At 36.1% G+C, this 13,469-nt stretch carries 18 protein-coding genes and 2 tRNA genes; 2 read left to right on the top strand and 18 right to left on the bottom strand.

Features of this window, described 5'->3' with window-relative positions; all coding sequences use genetic code 11:
- Window positions 1–36: 36 nt before the first annotated feature.
- The 10 genes from flgK to CALKRO_RS05195 all read right to left on the bottom strand — a co-directional run bounded on the left by flgK (window position 37) and on the right by CALKRO_RS05195 (window position 6,311).
- Entirely contained in the window at window positions 37–1,614 is a 1,578-nt protein-coding gene (flgK, locus tag CALKRO_RS05240; RefSeq protein ID WP_013430028.1) for a flagellar hook-associated protein FlgK, read from the bottom strand.
- A 20-nt stretch (window positions 1,615–1,634) separates the two neighbouring features.
- On the bottom strand, window positions 1,635–2,120 hold the full coding sequence (locus CALKRO_RS05235) for a flagellar protein FlgN (protein ID WP_013430027.1): 486 nt from the start codon (window positions 2,118–2,120) through the stop codon (window positions 1,635–1,637).
- 95 nt (window positions 2,121–2,215) lie between these two features.
- Window positions 2,216–2,503, bottom strand: coding sequence for a flagellar biosynthesis anti-sigma factor FlgM (gene flgM, locus CALKRO_RS05230; RefSeq protein ID WP_013430026.1), 288 nt, complete (start codon window positions 2,501–2,503; stop codon window positions 2,216–2,218).
- A gap of 84 nt (window positions 2,504–2,587) precedes the next feature.
- Entirely contained in the window at window positions 2,588–3,028 is a 441-nt protein-coding gene (locus CALKRO_RS05225; RefSeq protein WP_013430025.1) for a TIGR03826 family flagellar region protein, read from the bottom strand.
- Between the two features lie 38 nt (window positions 3,029–3,066).
- Window positions 3,067–3,762, bottom strand: coding sequence for a ComF family protein (locus CALKRO_RS05220; RefSeq protein ID WP_013430024.1), 696 nt, complete (start codon window positions 3,760–3,762; stop codon window positions 3,067–3,069).
- 105 nt (window positions 3,763–3,867) lie between these two features.
- Complete coding sequence (locus CALKRO_RS05215) at window positions 3,868–4,590, bottom strand: SigF/SigG family RNA polymerase sporulation sigma factor (protein ID WP_013430023.1); 723 nt, start codon at window positions 4,588–4,590, stop codon at window positions 3,868–3,870.
- Window positions 4,587–5,039, bottom strand: coding sequence for an anti-sigma F factor (gene spoIIAB / locus CALKRO_RS05210; RefSeq protein ID WP_041741584.1), 453 nt, complete (start codon window positions 5,037–5,039; stop codon window positions 4,587–4,589). Before spoIIAB ends, CALKRO_RS05215 begins: the two co-directional genes overlap by 4 nt.
- Before the next feature lie 34 nt (window positions 5,040–5,073).
- Window positions 5,074–5,403 carry an anti-sigma factor antagonist gene (locus CALKRO_RS05205; RefSeq protein ID WP_013430021.1) on the bottom strand — a complete coding sequence of 110 codons (330 nt, stop codon included), beginning with the start codon at window positions 5,401–5,403 and terminating at the stop codon, window positions 5,074–5,076.
- Window positions 5,404–5,573: 170 nt separating this feature from the next.
- Window positions 5,574–5,647 (bottom strand) — tRNA-Gly (locus CALKRO_RS05200).
- Between the two features lie 76 nt (window positions 5,648–5,723).
- Window positions 5,724–6,311 (bottom strand): YdcF family protein, encoded by a 588-nt coding sequence (locus CALKRO_RS05195; protein WP_013430020.1) that lies wholly within the window; start codon window positions 6,309–6,311, stop codon window positions 5,724–5,726.
- A gap of 125 nt (window positions 6,312–6,436) precedes the next feature.
- Here CALKRO_RS05195 and CALKRO_RS05190 point away from each other — a divergent pair.
- Window positions 6,437–6,513 (top strand) — tRNA-Val (locus tag CALKRO_RS05190).
- Window positions 6,514–6,523: 10 nt separating this feature from the next.
- On the opposite strand, the gene truA is transcribed toward CALKRO_RS05190, so the two are convergent.
- The 4 genes from truA to CALKRO_RS05170 are packed head-to-tail and all read right to left on the bottom strand — an operon-like array spanning window position 6,524 to window position 9,739.
- Window positions 6,524–7,258, bottom strand: coding sequence for a tRNA pseudouridine(38-40) synthase TruA (gene truA, locus CALKRO_RS05185; protein WP_013430019.1), 735 nt, complete (start codon window positions 7,256–7,258; stop codon window positions 6,524–6,526).
- Between the two features lie 5 nt (window positions 7,259–7,263).
- Entirely contained in the window at window positions 7,264–8,052 is a 789-nt protein-coding gene (locus CALKRO_RS05180) for an energy-coupling factor transporter transmembrane component T family protein (protein ID WP_013430018.1), read from the bottom strand.
- A complete protein-coding gene (locus tag CALKRO_RS05175) occupies window positions 8,052–8,918 on the bottom strand; it encodes an energy-coupling factor transporter ATPase (RefSeq protein ID WP_013430017.1) in 867 nt (288 codons plus the stop codon). Before CALKRO_RS05175 ends, CALKRO_RS05180 begins: the two co-directional genes overlap by 1 nt.
- Window positions 8,903–9,739: an energy-coupling factor transporter ATPase gene (locus CALKRO_RS05170; RefSeq protein WP_013430016.1), complete on the bottom strand. Its 837-nt coding sequence runs from the start codon at window positions 9,737–9,739 to the stop codon at window positions 8,903–8,905. Before CALKRO_RS05170 ends, CALKRO_RS05175 begins: the two co-directional genes overlap by 16 nt.
- Window positions 9,740–9,887: 148 nt before the next feature.
- Here CALKRO_RS05170 and CALKRO_RS05165 point away from each other — a divergent pair, with 148 nt between their 5' ends.
- Window positions 9,888–10,067, top strand: coding sequence for a hypothetical protein (locus CALKRO_RS05165; protein ID WP_013430015.1), 180 nt, complete (start codon window positions 9,888–9,890; stop codon window positions 10,065–10,067).
- A gap of 61 nt (window positions 10,068–10,128) precedes the next feature.
- Here CALKRO_RS05165 and trpA read toward each other — a convergent pair whose 3' ends face one another.
- Genes trpA through trpC form a run of 4 tightly spaced genes read right to left on the bottom strand, consistent with a single transcriptional unit; the run spans window position 10,129 to window position 13,463 of the window.
- A complete protein-coding gene (gene trpA / locus CALKRO_RS05160) occupies window positions 10,129–10,899 on the bottom strand; it encodes a tryptophan synthase subunit alpha (protein ID WP_013430014.1) in 771 nt (256 codons plus the stop codon).
- The gene (gene trpB / locus CALKRO_RS05155) at window positions 10,896–12,077 is read right to left on the bottom strand and encodes a tryptophan synthase subunit beta (protein ID WP_013430013.1); all 1,182 of its coding nucleotides are present in this window, start codon (window positions 12,075–12,077) and stop codon (window positions 10,896–10,898) included. Before trpB ends, trpA begins: the two co-directional genes overlap by 4 nt.
- Window positions 12,070–12,684 carry a phosphoribosylanthranilate isomerase gene (locus CALKRO_RS05150; protein ID WP_013430012.1) on the bottom strand — a complete coding sequence of 205 codons (615 nt, stop codon included), beginning with the start codon at window positions 12,682–12,684 and terminating at the stop codon, window positions 12,070–12,072. Before CALKRO_RS05150 ends, trpB begins: the two co-directional genes overlap by 8 nt.
- Window positions 12,681–13,463, bottom strand: coding sequence for an indole-3-glycerol phosphate synthase TrpC (gene trpC / locus CALKRO_RS05145; RefSeq protein ID WP_013430011.1), 783 nt, complete (start codon window positions 13,461–13,463; stop codon window positions 12,681–12,683). Before trpC ends, CALKRO_RS05150 begins: the two co-directional genes overlap by 4 nt.
- Between the last annotated feature and the right edge of the window lie 6 nt (window positions 13,464–13,469).

The raw sequence follows: 13,469 nt of genomic DNA, 5'->3' as shown, positions 1-13,469 counted from the left end.
CTTCACCTCACAAATTGATGAAAGTAATAAACTTTATTATCTCCCAACAAGACCAAGACGATTTACTATCACATCAAGCATCTCGTCAAAAGCATTAATCATTCTGGCTGAGGCTTGAAAACCGTGCTGGTATCTGATTAAATTTGTCATCTCTTCATCTATAGAAACACCTGATACTGCCTGGCGTCTGTTGTCAAGCTGGGTGACCATTACCTTTTGGTTTTCTGCAAAGTTTTTGGCACCCTGAGAATCAACCCCAAGGTTTGAAATCAAAGACTTTAGAAAATCTTCAAATTTTCCTTCTTTGAAAACTGAATTGTCATTTCTTAGCTTTAGCATATCAACAACAAGGTCATTCCCACCTGGAAGACTACTTGCATCATAAGTTGTTGCAATGTTGTTAAGGTCGTTCATAACAGCATCAGAGACTTTTATATACCTTGCATAGAAAAATGTCTGGCCAACAGGTGGTTCGAAAAAGTTTATATTTGTATTTTGTCCGTTGAGTGACCAGCCCTGTGTGTGAAGTTCATTGAACTTTTCGATAAGTTTTTGAGCAAACTCATTGAGTCTGTTCAAATAGTAAGGAATACCTGTAAAATAATTTTTATTGGGAACATCAACAGGCTGACCATTTACAACCATATCCTCATCCAGCCCACCAACACCGTCTCGCATATCCAAAAGTCCTTTTAGCTCACCTGACTTTATATTCAAAACCTGCCCTGTGTCCTTCCACATAACAACAAAAAGTCCTGGGACGTCGTAAAGGTTTTGCTGTGATAGCGGGTCATCAGGATTGAATCCTGTTGGCAGACCACTTGAGTCAAATCCACTTTTTCTCATAATTTTCGATTTGTCTGTCTCAAGCTCGTAGACTGTAAAGTGATTTACAAGGGTCTCGCCGCCAGCTATCTGCACAATGAACCTGCCATCTTTGTCTTCATAAGCAGTTGTGTCAACAATTTTTGAGAGTTTGTCAACAAGAAGATTTCTCTGGTCACGAAGGTCATTTGCCTTTTCGCCTCGAAGCTCCAAAACAAATATCTGCTGGTTTAAATCTGCAATCTGAGAAGCTATGCTGTTTATTTCTAAAATTTTATCATATACCTGGTCATTTAGCTCGCTCTGCAAATCTTCAAGCTGTTTGTACATCTTATGTATCGCATCAGTCAAAGCTTGAGCTCTCTGGCGAACAAGCGCACGAACTGTTAAGCTCTCTGGATTTTTTGAAAGCTCCTGCAAGCTTGAGAAAAATTGGTCTATAACAGAAGACAGCCCCGTGTCGCTCGGTTCATTGAATATGGATTCTATAAAATTCAGGTTATCAGCTTTTATTTCATACTCTCCCTGGCGCGAATATTCGTTTCTATATTGAATATCTAAAAACATATCTCTTATCTGCTCAAGGCTTTGCACATCAGCACCCATACCAACCTGAAACTTTGGGCTATAAAAACCAACCTTAGCAGATGGTGGATTTGACTTTACATTTAAAACCTGTCTTGTATACCCTGGCGTTGAAGCATTGGCAACGTTGTGCGATGTCACCTCTAACCCTTTTCTGTTGACAAATATACCTGTTCTTGCAATCTCAAGCCCGTAAAACGACATTCTATTTCAACCCCTTTTTTCTACAGCTTAACATCAAAAAGGTTTTTCTTTTGTGACCCTGTCTGCCCATCCTTTTGATATGTAGTGTTGTCCGAAAAATACGATGAAATTACGTTTGTCATAAAATCTATATATTCAAGTGCACTTGAAACTAATGAAGCGTTAAGGTCATTTGTTTTTTTAAGCTTAAAAATAATTTCACCAAGTCTTACTTTCAAATCGTTTATTCTCTGCCATTCATCTGGTGTGGCTATACTTACAAGGTCGTTTAGATTGACAATAACGATATTTTTTTCTTTTGATAAAGCATTCAAGATTTCTTGCCTTTCTCTTTCAAGTTTTTCGATTATTTCTGTCTCTTTTTTCTCTTGATTTGATACTTCAATTAGCGCTGAGAGATTGTTTTCCACAATGTATTTTGTTTTTTCATTGCTGAGGTTCAAAATCCTCTCAAATATCTTATACTCCTCTCCTAAAAGCTTGATTATTTTTTCTACATAGTTCATCTTCCTGCTTCCTTCCCATTCTATTAGATATTAAACCACAAATGTTTATAAATAAACATTAAGGCTGCTATTAATTTTTAAAAGCAGCCAAAAATTTACTCGTTCTTTTTTGAAGCTTTGTATTCTCTTATTAGCTTTTCAACAACATCTTTTCCAGATACATTGTATGTGCCAGAGTCAATCTTCTTTTTTATCTCATTTACTTTATCCTCACGAACATCAGGTGTTTGCTTTATAGCATTCAAAACTGCCTGAAATTCTCTTGCCTCACTTGATATTTCAATCTTATCAGTAGAAGCAACTTCCTGCTTCTTTTCAACTCTGCTTACCTTTGCTGTTTGGGTGTAGATTTGAAATATCTTTATCCTGTCTTCTATCCTCATCTTACATCCCTACCTCGACTTTAGCTTCGAAGCTTCTTCTACAGTTATTATCGTGAGAAAATTCAAAAAAGTTTAATTAATTTTTCACTTGTTCTCATCTTCTTTTAACTCCTTCGAAAGATACCTGTAACCTGCTTCTTTTCTTTTTGCAAACTCTTCATTTTTCTTTTTCGATTCTTGAAGCTTTTTGTCGTCAAGATAACTCAAAAACCTTGTTCCAACCTCTTTTTTACACTCATCACAAAGTCTTCCTGTTTTAATTGCCTTCCCACATCTTTCACATTCTAAAATGATATTGCTCTCACCAACAATCTCAAGTCTTTCCTCTTTTAAAAACCTCAAAATCTTTTCAGGTGACACACCTGTTGCGTTTGATACTTCTGGCAAGGTTGCACCGGGATGATCATAAAGATACTCTTTTACTTTTTTGAAATCTTCTTCTTCTTCCTTTCTGCATTGAGGACAAATAGGACTTCCATCATAAAGATAAATTTTACCACATCTTCGACAGTTTCTTACATCCATTATTTAAAAACCCCCTTTTAAAATTTTAAATTGGTACTTTATCTTGCAAGCTTTGTTATCGCAAGAACAGAGACAAAAACACACTTTACCCCATTTTCAAGCAAAACTTTTGAACACTCATTTGCTGTAGCACCTGTTGTGAAGATGTCGTCAACAAGAATAACTTTTTTGCCTTTTATAATATTTTCATACCCTTTTTTAAGCTTAATTTTACCTTTTATTTCACTTTGTCTTTCGTGGCGTGAGAGGTTATAAAAAGGTTTTGTAAAACCTACTCTTGTAAGAATGTCAACTGTGGGAATTTTAAGTATCTTCCCAATATTTTTGGCAAGCAGATAAGAATGATTAAAACCTCTTTGCAAATACCTTTCATAGCTTGTTGGCACAAAGGTTATTATATCAGCATTGATACCAGCATCAAGAATCTTTTTAACCATAAGCCTTGAGAAGGTTATTGCATTTTGATAAAAACCTCTGTACTTAAAAAGATGAACACCTCTTCGAACTACCCCTTCATAGTAGAATACTGGAAAGACTTTTTCAAATGCAAAGTTTTCTCTCAAGCAAGATGAGCAAACCGGCAAATCACTATCACCAATAGGTATTCCGCATTTTTGGCACGTATTGCCTGAAATAAATCTTATATTTTTCTTGCAATCATCGCACGGGCTTTTGCCAAGCCTGCCACAAAATGCACACCGCGGCGGAAAGAAAAATTCAATTAGTTTTTCCATTGAAATTTTTAAAAACTGAACAGGTAATTTTATTTATATTAAATCACAAAGGTAAAAAAATTTCTATATAAAAATAAAAAGACACGCTTTCTCAATCACAGCGTGTCAAACAAACTCCCTCTTTATCCTCTCCAAAGCTCTTTTTTCAATCCTTGATACATGCACCTGGGAGATATTGAGCTGTTTTGCAATCTCAGATTGTGTTTTGTTTTTGAAGTAGCGCATAAATATTATGTAGCGTTCCCGTCCTTTTAATTTTTTAAGCCCTTCTTTTAATGCCATCAAATCCAAAAGTTTTGTCGAATAATCTTCTTCATCAGATGCTATGTCCATCAGCGTGATAGGTTTTCCCTCTTCCTGATTTATAACTTCACTCAGCGATGCAACCTCAGATGACGCATCCAAGCAAAGCAAAATCTCATCGTTAGAAAGCCCTGTCAACTGCGAAATCTCTGAGATTGTGGGTTCTCTTCCATGGTTTGATACAAACTGGTTTCTTAGTTTTTTTATTTTACCCTGATTTTCTTTTATCTTTCGTGAAACCTTTATCTTGCCATCATCACGCAGATACCTTTTTATCTCACCAATTATCATAGGAACAGCATATGTTGAAAACCTGACATTAAACGACGGGTCAAACCTGTCAACAGCCTTTATAAGCCCTATTGAGCCTATTTGGAATAGATCCTCAAGCTCTACTCCTTTTGCAGCAAACTTTTTTACAACACTCCACACAAGCGCAAGATTACTTTCTATCAGCTGTTGGCGTGCAAGTTTATCACCATTTTTAGCCCTACTTATCAATTCCTCATGGGAAGCCTTGCTCAATTTTCTGCACCCTCGCTCTTTCGTTTTTTAATAGCTTTAAGCATCTTAACACATGTGCCTTTACCAACCTCTGATGTAACGTCAAGCTTATCCATGAATGTTTCCATTACAGTAAATCCCATACCAGAGCGCTCCTGGTCAGGTTTTGTTGTAAAGAGTGGTTGCCGAGCAAGCTCAACATCTTCAATTCCTTTACCAAAGTCAATTACTTCAATCTCAACAACATAATTTTCATAAATCTTTCCTTTTATTATTATTTCCCCAATTTTATCCTCATATGCATGAATTATTGAATTTGTTACAGCTTCAGATACAGCAGTTTTTATTTCAGTAACTTCATCTAAAGTAGGATCAAGCTGAGCAACAAACGCAGCAACAGCAACCCTTGCAAATGCTTCGTTTTGGGCTTTTGAGGGAATTTTCAGTTCCATATAATTTAAAACCTTCATCTTCAAAAATTCACACCCTTTCAATTCTTTTAATTTAACTCAATGCCTCTTCAATAGTTGTATATTTTTTTATTAGTTTTTCTATTCCACAAGTTGAAAGAAGCTTGTTGATATAGTTTGAGTTGCAAACCAGGACAAGTTCTTTGGCAAATGCTTTTGCTGTTCTAAACCTTCCTACAAGAAAGCCAACACCTGATGAGTCCATAAACGAAAGCTCTGAAATGTCTATCACAACTTTTTGAACTTCTGGACTTACAATTTTCATATCAAATCTGAGTCTATATTTATCTGCATTGTACTGGTCAAGCTCGCCTTTTATCTTTAAAATCAGTATTCCCTCCATAATGATTGCTTCAAAATCCATTTTATTGCACCTCGATTTGAAAGTTATATTATTTCTAATTCTATATTACCCTAAAAAACCCTTCAGTATTTAATGTAATATTTTGTCGAAATAGAATATTTTGTTTTTAAATAGAAAACAAAAAACCCTCAACAGCTAATACGCTGCTGAGGGGAGTTATATTCTTTTTCTGGAGCGGGTGATGGGAATCGAACCCACGCTGCCAGCTTGGAAGGCTGGTGTTCTACCATTGAACTACACCCGCTCGTTTTTTCCCCTTGCACATTGAATATTATAATACCTTATCTTAATGTTGTCAATAGGTATTTGGGCGGGAAAAATCAGAAAGATGAAAGAGTTTTGAGAATCTCATACCAAACAGCTACACTTTCGCGCATAAAACCATAGTATTCTTCATGCAAATATTGTTTTACATATACACCTGAAAAAGAAGAATTTATTTTTAATTTTTTAGCAATCAAATGTGCTCTTTCTAAGTGAAACATATTTGAAACAATTATAGCGCTTTTGAAACCTTTCTTGTTCATAACCCTTTTTGCATGGAGAAGATTTTCATATGTCGAAAAAGATTTATCTTCCTTCAAAACAAACTTTGGCAAAACTCCCATTTCTACAAGATACCTTTTGCCTGCCTCAGCTTCAGATATGTTTTCACCCGGCCCTTTTGCACCACAGACAACTATGTATCTTGCATAGCCTTTTTTATAAAGTTCAAAAGCTCTGTTAAGCCTTTCTCGAAAAAACGGACTTGGAAAATCACCATAAACTGCACAGCCCAAAACAATTATACAGTCTGATTTTTTAGGCTTTGCAGAAATGCCAAAAATAATTATTGATGCTTCTGTCACTGCAAATATCAAAATCACAATAACCAATGTGCAAAGCAAAATTTTTAAAAACCTTCTCATTTAAAGTACTCCCTGTTACATTCTTCAAATTTTCTTTTATGTTCAATTGCAGCCTTCATTTGATATTTGCATTTTACAAAATATATGTTATAATACATACTGCAAAAAGTAAATAGCTAACTGGTGGGGATATAGCTCAGTTGGTTAGAGCGCTTGCTTGACATGCAAGAGGTCATAGGTTCGAGTCCTATTATCCCCACCATTTATTTTTGTCAGTAAACAACATCAACAAGGTAAAGCCCCCATGGTGGCAAGGTCTTTCCTGCCTTTGTTCTGTCTTTGCTTTCTATTATAAGCGGAATATCCATTGGTTTTAATTTTCCTGCTCCCACATCCAAGATTGTTCCTGCGATAATCCTTGCCATGTTGTAAAGAAAGCCATTGGCTGTTATATATATTGCAATGCACTCATTTTCAAAGGTCAAATATGCATTGTATACACGCCTTATGGTTGTCTTTGCTTCAGAATCAGCAGAACAAAAACTTTTAAAGTCATACTCCCCTATAAAGTATTCACATGTTCTTTGCATGGCATCAACATCAAGCTGGTATGGATAATAATACGCATAGTTTCTCAAAAGCGCAGGACGGCTTTTTTTGTTATAAATAAGATACTTATAAGTCTTCTGCCTTGCACTGTATCGCGCAGAAAAATCTAAAGGCACCTCAATTGCGTCTTTTATAGATATATCGCCAGGCAGGACAGAATTTAAGGCAAGCGGAAACTTGTCTGTTGGAATTTTGCTGCTTGTTTTGAAATTAGCTTTTTGATTTAAAGCATGAACACCTCTGTCTGTTCTTCCAGAACCAATCAAGTTTACCTCTTCGCCTGTCAACTTTTTTATAGCTTCTTCAATTGTTCCCTGAATAGTTTTTTTATTTGGCTGTTTTTGCCACCCAAAATATCCTGTGCCATCATATTCTATGGTCAAGAGAATATTTCTCAAGTTTTTCACCTCACAACAATCGCAAGTATGATTAAAATCCCACATATAACAAACGAAATATAGTCAGAAAGTCCAAACTCAAGTTTTTTGAGCTTTGTACGACCTTCTGAGCCTCTGTAGCAGCGCGCTTCCATCGCAATTGCAAGTTCATCTGCTCTTTTGAAAGCTGAAATAAAAAGTGGAATCAAAAGCGGCAAAAGTGATTTTGCTTTTTTTATTAATCCCCCTGTTTCAAAATCAGCACCTCTTGACATTTGAGCCTTCATAATCTTGTCAGCCTCTTCGTAGATGGTTGGTATAAACCTTAATGCAATTGACATCATCATAGAGATTTCATGAACAGGAAATTTTACCTTTTTTAGGGGCTTTAATAATACTTCCAGGGCATCTGTTATTTCAATTGGCGATGTTGTGAGAGTAAGAAGGCTTGTGGCAAAAATGAGCAGTAAAAGTCGAATTACTAAAAAGACAGAAAGAACAATACCTCTGTCGGTTATAACAAGCCCTAATATCTTTATCACAGGTTTTCCTTGAGTCATAAAAAGATTAAAAACTACTGTTATAAGGATTAATATAAATACAGGTTTTGTTCCGCGCAAAAGTATAAGCGGGTTTACTTTTGAGAGCAAAATCCATAGAAGTATTAAGGCAAACAAAAATGTATATCCATAAAAGTTATTTACCACAAATATCGAGATACAAAAAAAGAATAGAACTATTATCTTTGTCCTTGGATCAAGCCTGTGCACAAATGAATCTTTTTTTATATACTGACCAATCACAAAGTCAACCATTATAGCATTTCACCTTCTCTTTTGAATGCAAGATTTTTCACAATCATATCAGCAACATTTTCAATACTGTATTCAAACCTGTCAATCTTAAAACCCTTAAGTTTTAATCTGTGTTGGAGATAAAGAATGTCAGGTGGCAAAAGTCCACTTTTTTCAAGAAGTTCTATATTCTCAAAAGCCTGATGTTTAGGACCATCGAAATGAACTTTGCCTTTGCTCAGAATAATAACCCTCTCACAGAGCACTGCAACATCTTCTAAGCTGTGTGAAATCAAAATTATTGTCTTTTTTGCTTCTTTGTGAAGTCTTTCTATGATATTAAAAATCCTTTTTCGACCACGCATATCAAGCCCGGCTGTTGGTTCATCAAGAATTATACAATCTGGGTCCATTGCAAGTATTCCTGCAATTGCAACCCTTCGTTTTTGACCACCCGAAAGTTCAAACGGCGATTTTCCTAAAAGTTCTTTGGGTATCTCTAAAAGCTCACATACCTCTTCTACCCTTCTTTTTACTTCATCTTCAGAAAATCCAAGGTTTTGAGGACCAAAAGCTATGTCTTTGTAAACTGTCTCCTCAAATAGCTGATATTCAGGGTATTGAAACACAAGCCCAACTCTTTTTCGAATTTCCTTTGCCCGCTTTTTATCCTTTGTATTTATACCATCAACAATAACATCACCTATCTGCGGCACCAAAAGCCCGTTCATCAGCTGAACCAAAGTAGATTTGCCCGAACCAGTTTTGCCAATAATTCCAATAAACTCTCCCTTTGTTATTGATAGGTTTATATTTTCAAGCGCCTTTTTTTCAAATGGTGTTTTGTAGCCATATATGAAGTCTACATTTTTCATTTCAATGAACATAAAAATCTCTCCATTTCGTCAACCGACCAGATTTCTTTATTAATCTTTACACCTCTTTTTTTAAGTTCAATTGAGAGCTTCAAAATTTGTGGCATGTCAAAGCCCATCTCATAAAACCAGTCAAGCTTTAATAGCTCAAGAAAAGAACCATCAAACTTTATATGTCCTTTATCCAGCACAATGCTTCTTTGGCTCAAGATCATCTCGTCGATATTGTGTGTGACCAAAACAATGGTCTTTCTCTCTTCCTTATTAAGTCTTTGTATAGTAGCTATAACCTCTTTTCTTCCTTTTGGGTCAAGCATAGAGGTTGGCTCATCCAATATGATGCACTCTGGTTTCATCGCCAGAACACCAGCAATTGCAACCCTCTGTTTTTGCCCACCAGACAGTTTGTACGTGGCATAGTTTTTATATTCCATCATCTCCACAGCCAAAAGTGCGCTGTCAACAGCTTTTCTTATCTTTTCTCTCGGCATTCCTAAGTTTTCAGGTCCAAATGCAACATCTTCTTCAACAATTGATGCAACAAGCTGGTTGTCAGGGTTTTGAAATATATATCCACACTTTCTTCTTATATCCCAGACTTTTTCTACATCTTTTGTATTCATACCATCTACAATTACATCGCCTTTTTCTGGTATTAAAAGACCGTTTATTAGTTTTGCAAGGGTTGATTTACCAGAACCATTTAGCCCCAATATCGCAACAAATTCTCCTCTTTCAATCTTAAGATTTATATCAATCAAAGCTGGTGTTCTTGTCCCATCAGAGCTTACATATGAAAAGCTGACATTTTTAAACTCTATAAAAGCGCTCATTTTTCTTTTCTCCTTTTTGCCAAACTACATTCTATTATAGCAAAAATTTTTGGCCTTAAATATACATGTATTTTTGAAGTATCCCTGCATACATCAAACATATTAACGAAAAAGAGGGTATAATATATATTGGAAGGGGGGATTTGAAATGTTTGCTCCAAGGTGTGACATCTATTTTGATTACAACTTGATAAATTTAAAAGAATTCAACTTGCCAGTTGAACTTGAGAATCTTGAAGCAGAAGAGTTTTCAAAAATTGAGGAGACACCAAAGAAAATCAGTCGACTTTTGAAAGAAAGTGAAAATACGGAGGTTCCTGTAAATTGAAGGGTAGCACGGCAGGAAGGCGAAAATATAAAAAGGGGATGTTTTTAGCATCCCCTTAAATTTATTTGTGTTTTAGACTTTCAGAGATTTCTTTCAAAAAATCTTCAAGCTTGTCTTTTCCTTCATCTATCTTTGTGATTATTGCGCTTCCAATGACAATACCATCTGCAAGGTCTTTGAACTTCTGAACATCTTCTTTACTCTTTATACCAAATCCAACTGCCAAAGGTGTTGATGTAACGGTTTTCAGTTCTTTTAGAAAAGTAAAGATTCTATCATCAATCTGCCCTTTGAAACCTGTCACGCCTTTTCTTGAAACACAATACAAAAAACCGCGGCTCTGCCTACCTATCATTTTTGCTCTCTCAAGAGAAGATATTGATACAAGGTCAATATAAGTAACACCAAACTTTTCAGCTGATTCTTTAAACTCAAAGCTCTCTTCAAACGAAACATCTGGGATTATCACGCCATCCACACCGCAAGCTTTGCAACTTTCAAAAAACCTATCAATTCCCTTTTTGTAAACTGTGTTTGCATACAACATTAGCACAACCGGCTTATCTTTTTTAAACTTTTCAATGCTTTCAAAAAGGTGGCTCAATTTGACACCTTCACTGAGAGCTTTTATAGAAGCTTTTTGAATAATTTCTCCATCTGCAATAGGGTCAGAAAAAGGAAAACCAATCTCTAAAATGTCTACATATGAATATACAAGCTTTATAAACCAAAGTGTTTCTTCAAAAGTTGGATACCCAAACGTAACATAGCCTATGAAAGCTTTTTTTCCCTCTTTTTTTAGCTTTTCAAATCTTTCATCTATTAAATTCATATCTCATCATCCTTCCAAAGCTCAAGTACTGTGTTTATATCCTTATCACCTCTTCCAGAAAGGTTCACAACAACAATGTCACTGGTTTTAAACAGTCCCATTTTCGCCCTTTTAATAACCTCTGCAAGAGCATGACTTGACTCCAGCGCCGGAATTATCCCTTCAAGCCTTGTGAGCAGCAAAAATGCATCCACAGCTTCTTTATCAGTAGCCCCCACATACTCAACTCTTCCTGTCTCTTTCAAATACGCATGTTCAGGTCCAACACCAGGGTAGTCAAGTCCTGCTGAGATCGAATGTGTGTTTAGAATTTGCCCTTCCTCATCCTGTAAAATATACGTTTTAGCACCGTGCAAGATTCCGACAGACCCGCTACATAGCGTCGCAGCCGTTTTACCTGTATGTATCCCCTCTCCTGCACCCTCAACACCGATAAGCTTTACCTCATGATCTTCCAAAAATGCTGAGAAGATACCAATTGCATTAGAACCACCACCTACACATGCAAAGATATAGTCTGGAAGTTTTCCTTCAAGCTTTATTATCTGATCTTTTGTCTCTTTCCCAATCACACTTTGAAAGTATTTTACAATTGTTGGGAACGGATGAGGTCCTGCAGCTGTACCAAAAAGGTAAAAGGTATATTCAAAGGTCTCGCTCCAGTCACGCATTGCCTCGTTTATTGCATCTTTTAATGTCTTGCTTCCCTTACTAACTACTCTTACCTTACTGCCAAGCATTTTCATCCTCTGCACGTTATGAAACTGCCTTTTTGCATCCTCTTCACCCATAAATATCTCACATTCCATCCCAAAAAGAGCAGCAACTGTAGCCGTCGCAACACCGTGCTGACCAGCTCCTGTCTCGGCAATAAGTCTTTTTTTACCCATATGCTTTGCCAAAAGTGCCTGACCAATGCAGTTGTTTATCTTGTGTGCACCGGTGTGGTTCAGGTCTTCTCTTTTGAGATATATTTTAACTCCAAGATGATCGCTCAAGTTTTTGGCAAAGTAAAGTGGCGATGGTCTTCCAACATAGTTTTTGAGATAGTACTCATACTCTTGATTGAATTTTTCGTCATTCACAAGCTTGCAAAACTCTTCTTCTATCTCTAAAAGAGCTGGCATAAGAGTTTCTGGGGCATACATTCCACCAAACCTTCCAAAATACCTATCCATTTTTTGTTTCACCAACCTTGTGTTTATTTACTTTTTCAATAATCTTTTTCATCTTTGTAAAATCTTTGAAACCATTTGTCTCAATTCCTGAGCTGATGTCAATCCCAATTGGATTTAGATTTAGGTATTTATCTATATTTTCAGGTGTTATTCCACCTGCAATGATATAACCAAAGTCAGCAAGTTTTGCAACCTCTGTGATATCCAAACTACTGCCTTTTGGTCTGTCAAGAAGCACAAAGTCAGCTATTTCTGTATAGCGTTTAGCTTCTATTAAATCTTGTTGTCTTTCAACTTCAATAGCCTTTATGACCCTAAATCCAAGGTCTTTCAAATGCTTTATATATTCATAATTTTCTTTGCCGTGCAGCTGCACAAAGTCAAGTTGAAGATAAGTCGCTATTTTTATAACCTCTGATATGTTTTGGTCCTTGAAAACTCCAACTGATTTTATTGAAGGACTTTTAGCTAAAACAATATCTTTTGCAAGGTCTTTTTCAACCTTTCTCGGACTTTGAGCAAATATTAAGCCTATCATATCAGGCTGAAGTTTATTGCACATCTCAATGTCAACAAGCCTCTTTAGCCCGCAAAACTTTACTATCATATCCTATCACCAATTATTTCAAGCGGATTTTGCGATTTCATAAAAGATGTCCCTATCAAACATCCATCAACACCGAGCGAGAGAATATAGTCAAAATCCTCTTTTGTCTTAATTCCACTTTCGCTTATCACAGCGACTTCCTTTGGAATATACTTCAAAAGCCTTTCTGTCTTTGTTATGTCGATGGACAAATCATCTAAGTTTCTGTTGTTGATTCCTATGAGTTTTGCACCACACTTCAAAGCTTTTTCAATTTCATATTCATTTTCAACCTCAACAAGCGGTACTATGTCAAGAATTTCCAAAATCTTAATAAATATTGCAAGCTGCTTCTCTGACAAAGCTTTTGTGATAAGCAAAGCTGCGTCTGCGCCTATCATCTTTGTCTGGTAAAGCTGCCAGATATCAATGATAAAGTCTTTTCTTAGCACAGGCAGAGATACCACTTTTTTTACTTCCATCAAATCTTGTTCTGAACCCTTGAAAAAAAATCTTTCTGTCAAAACTGATATGGCAAAAAACCCTAAATCTTCATACATCTTTGCTATTGCTTTTGCATTAGCATCCTCTGATATTACACCCTCCGATGGTGATGCTCTTTTTATTTCACCAATTATACAGAATTTATCTTTTTTGAATATTCTTTTGAACCTGTTTTCCGAATAGCCACCTTTAATCTTCTCAACTGCAAGTTTCTTCATTTTCTCAACAGGTATGAGATTTTTGCACTTTTCAACCTCTTCCTTTTTATAGCTCAAGATACGCTCAAGCACACTCATTTTTAA

It is taken from the genome of Caldicellulosiruptor kronotskyensis 2002, assembly GCF_000166775.1.
Taxonomy (GTDB): Bacteria; Bacillota; Thermoanaerobacteria; order Caldicellulosiruptorales; family Caldicellulosiruptoraceae; genus Caldicellulosiruptor; species Caldicellulosiruptor kronotskyensis.
The sequence above is the reverse complement of the archived record's forward strand: the minus strand, read 5'-3'. Positions and strand labels throughout refer to the sequence as shown.

Excerpts from the sequence above, each read along its gene's own strand:
- CALKRO_RS05175 (WP_013430017.1), bottom strand. The coding sequence starts at position 8,918 with ATGTTCATTGAAATGAAAAATGTAGACTTCATATATGGCTACAAAACA.
- CALKRO_RS05170 (WP_013430016.1), bottom strand. The coding sequence starts at position 9,739 with ATGAGCGCTTTTATAGAGTTTAAAAATGTCAGCTTTTCATATGTAAGC.
- CALKRO_RS05150 (WP_013430012.1), bottom strand. The coding sequence starts at position 12,684 with ATGATAGTAAAGTTTTGCGGGCTAAAGAGGCTTGTTGACATTGAGATG.
- CALKRO_RS05220 (WP_013430024.1), bottom strand. The coding sequence starts at position 3,762 with ATGGAAAAACTAATTGAATTTTTCTTTCCGCCGCGGTGTGCATTTTGT.
- trpA (WP_013430014.1), bottom strand. The coding sequence starts at position 10,899 with ATGAATTTAATAGATGAAAGATTTGAAAAGCTAAAAAAAGAGGGAAAA.
- CALKRO_RS05180 (WP_013430018.1), bottom strand. The coding sequence starts at position 8,052 with ATGGTTGACTTTGTGATTGGTCAGTATATAAAAAAAGATTCATTTGTG.
- spoIIAB (WP_041741584.1), bottom strand. The coding sequence starts at position 5,039 with ATGAAGGTTTTAAATTATATGGAACTGAAAATTCCCTCAAAAGCCCAA.
- CALKRO_RS05225 (WP_013430025.1), bottom strand. The coding sequence starts at position 3,028 with ATGGATGTAAGAAACTGTCGAAGATGTGGTAAAATTTATCTTTATGAT.
- flgK (WP_013430028.1), bottom strand. The coding sequence starts at position 1,614 with ATGTCGTTTTACGGGCTTGAGATTGCAAGAACAGGTATATTTGTCAAC.
- CALKRO_RS05195 (WP_013430020.1), bottom strand. The coding sequence starts at position 6,311 with ATGAGAAGGTTTTTAAAAATTTTGCTTTGCACATTGGTTATTGTGATT.
- CALKRO_RS05235 (WP_013430027.1), bottom strand. The coding sequence starts at position 2,120 with ATGAACTATGTAGAAAAAATAATCAAGCTTTTAGGAGAGGAGTATAAG.
- flgM (WP_013430026.1), bottom strand. The coding sequence starts at position 2,503 with ATGAGGATAGAAGACAGGATAAAGATATTTCAAATCTACACCCAAACA.
- CALKRO_RS05205 (WP_013430021.1), bottom strand. The coding sequence starts at position 5,403 with ATGGATTTTGAAGCAATCATTATGGAGGGAATACTGATTTTAAAGATA.
- trpB (WP_013430013.1), bottom strand. The coding sequence starts at position 12,077 with ATGGATAGGTATTTTGGAAGGTTTGGTGGAATGTATGCCCCAGAAACT.
- CALKRO_RS05165 (WP_013430015.1), top strand. The coding sequence starts at position 9,888 with ATGTTTGCTCCAAGGTGTGACATCTATTTTGATTACAACTTGATAAAT.
- trpC (WP_013430011.1), bottom strand. The coding sequence starts at position 13,463 with ATGAGTGTGCTTGAGCGTATCTTGAGCTATAAAAAGGAAGAGGTTGAA.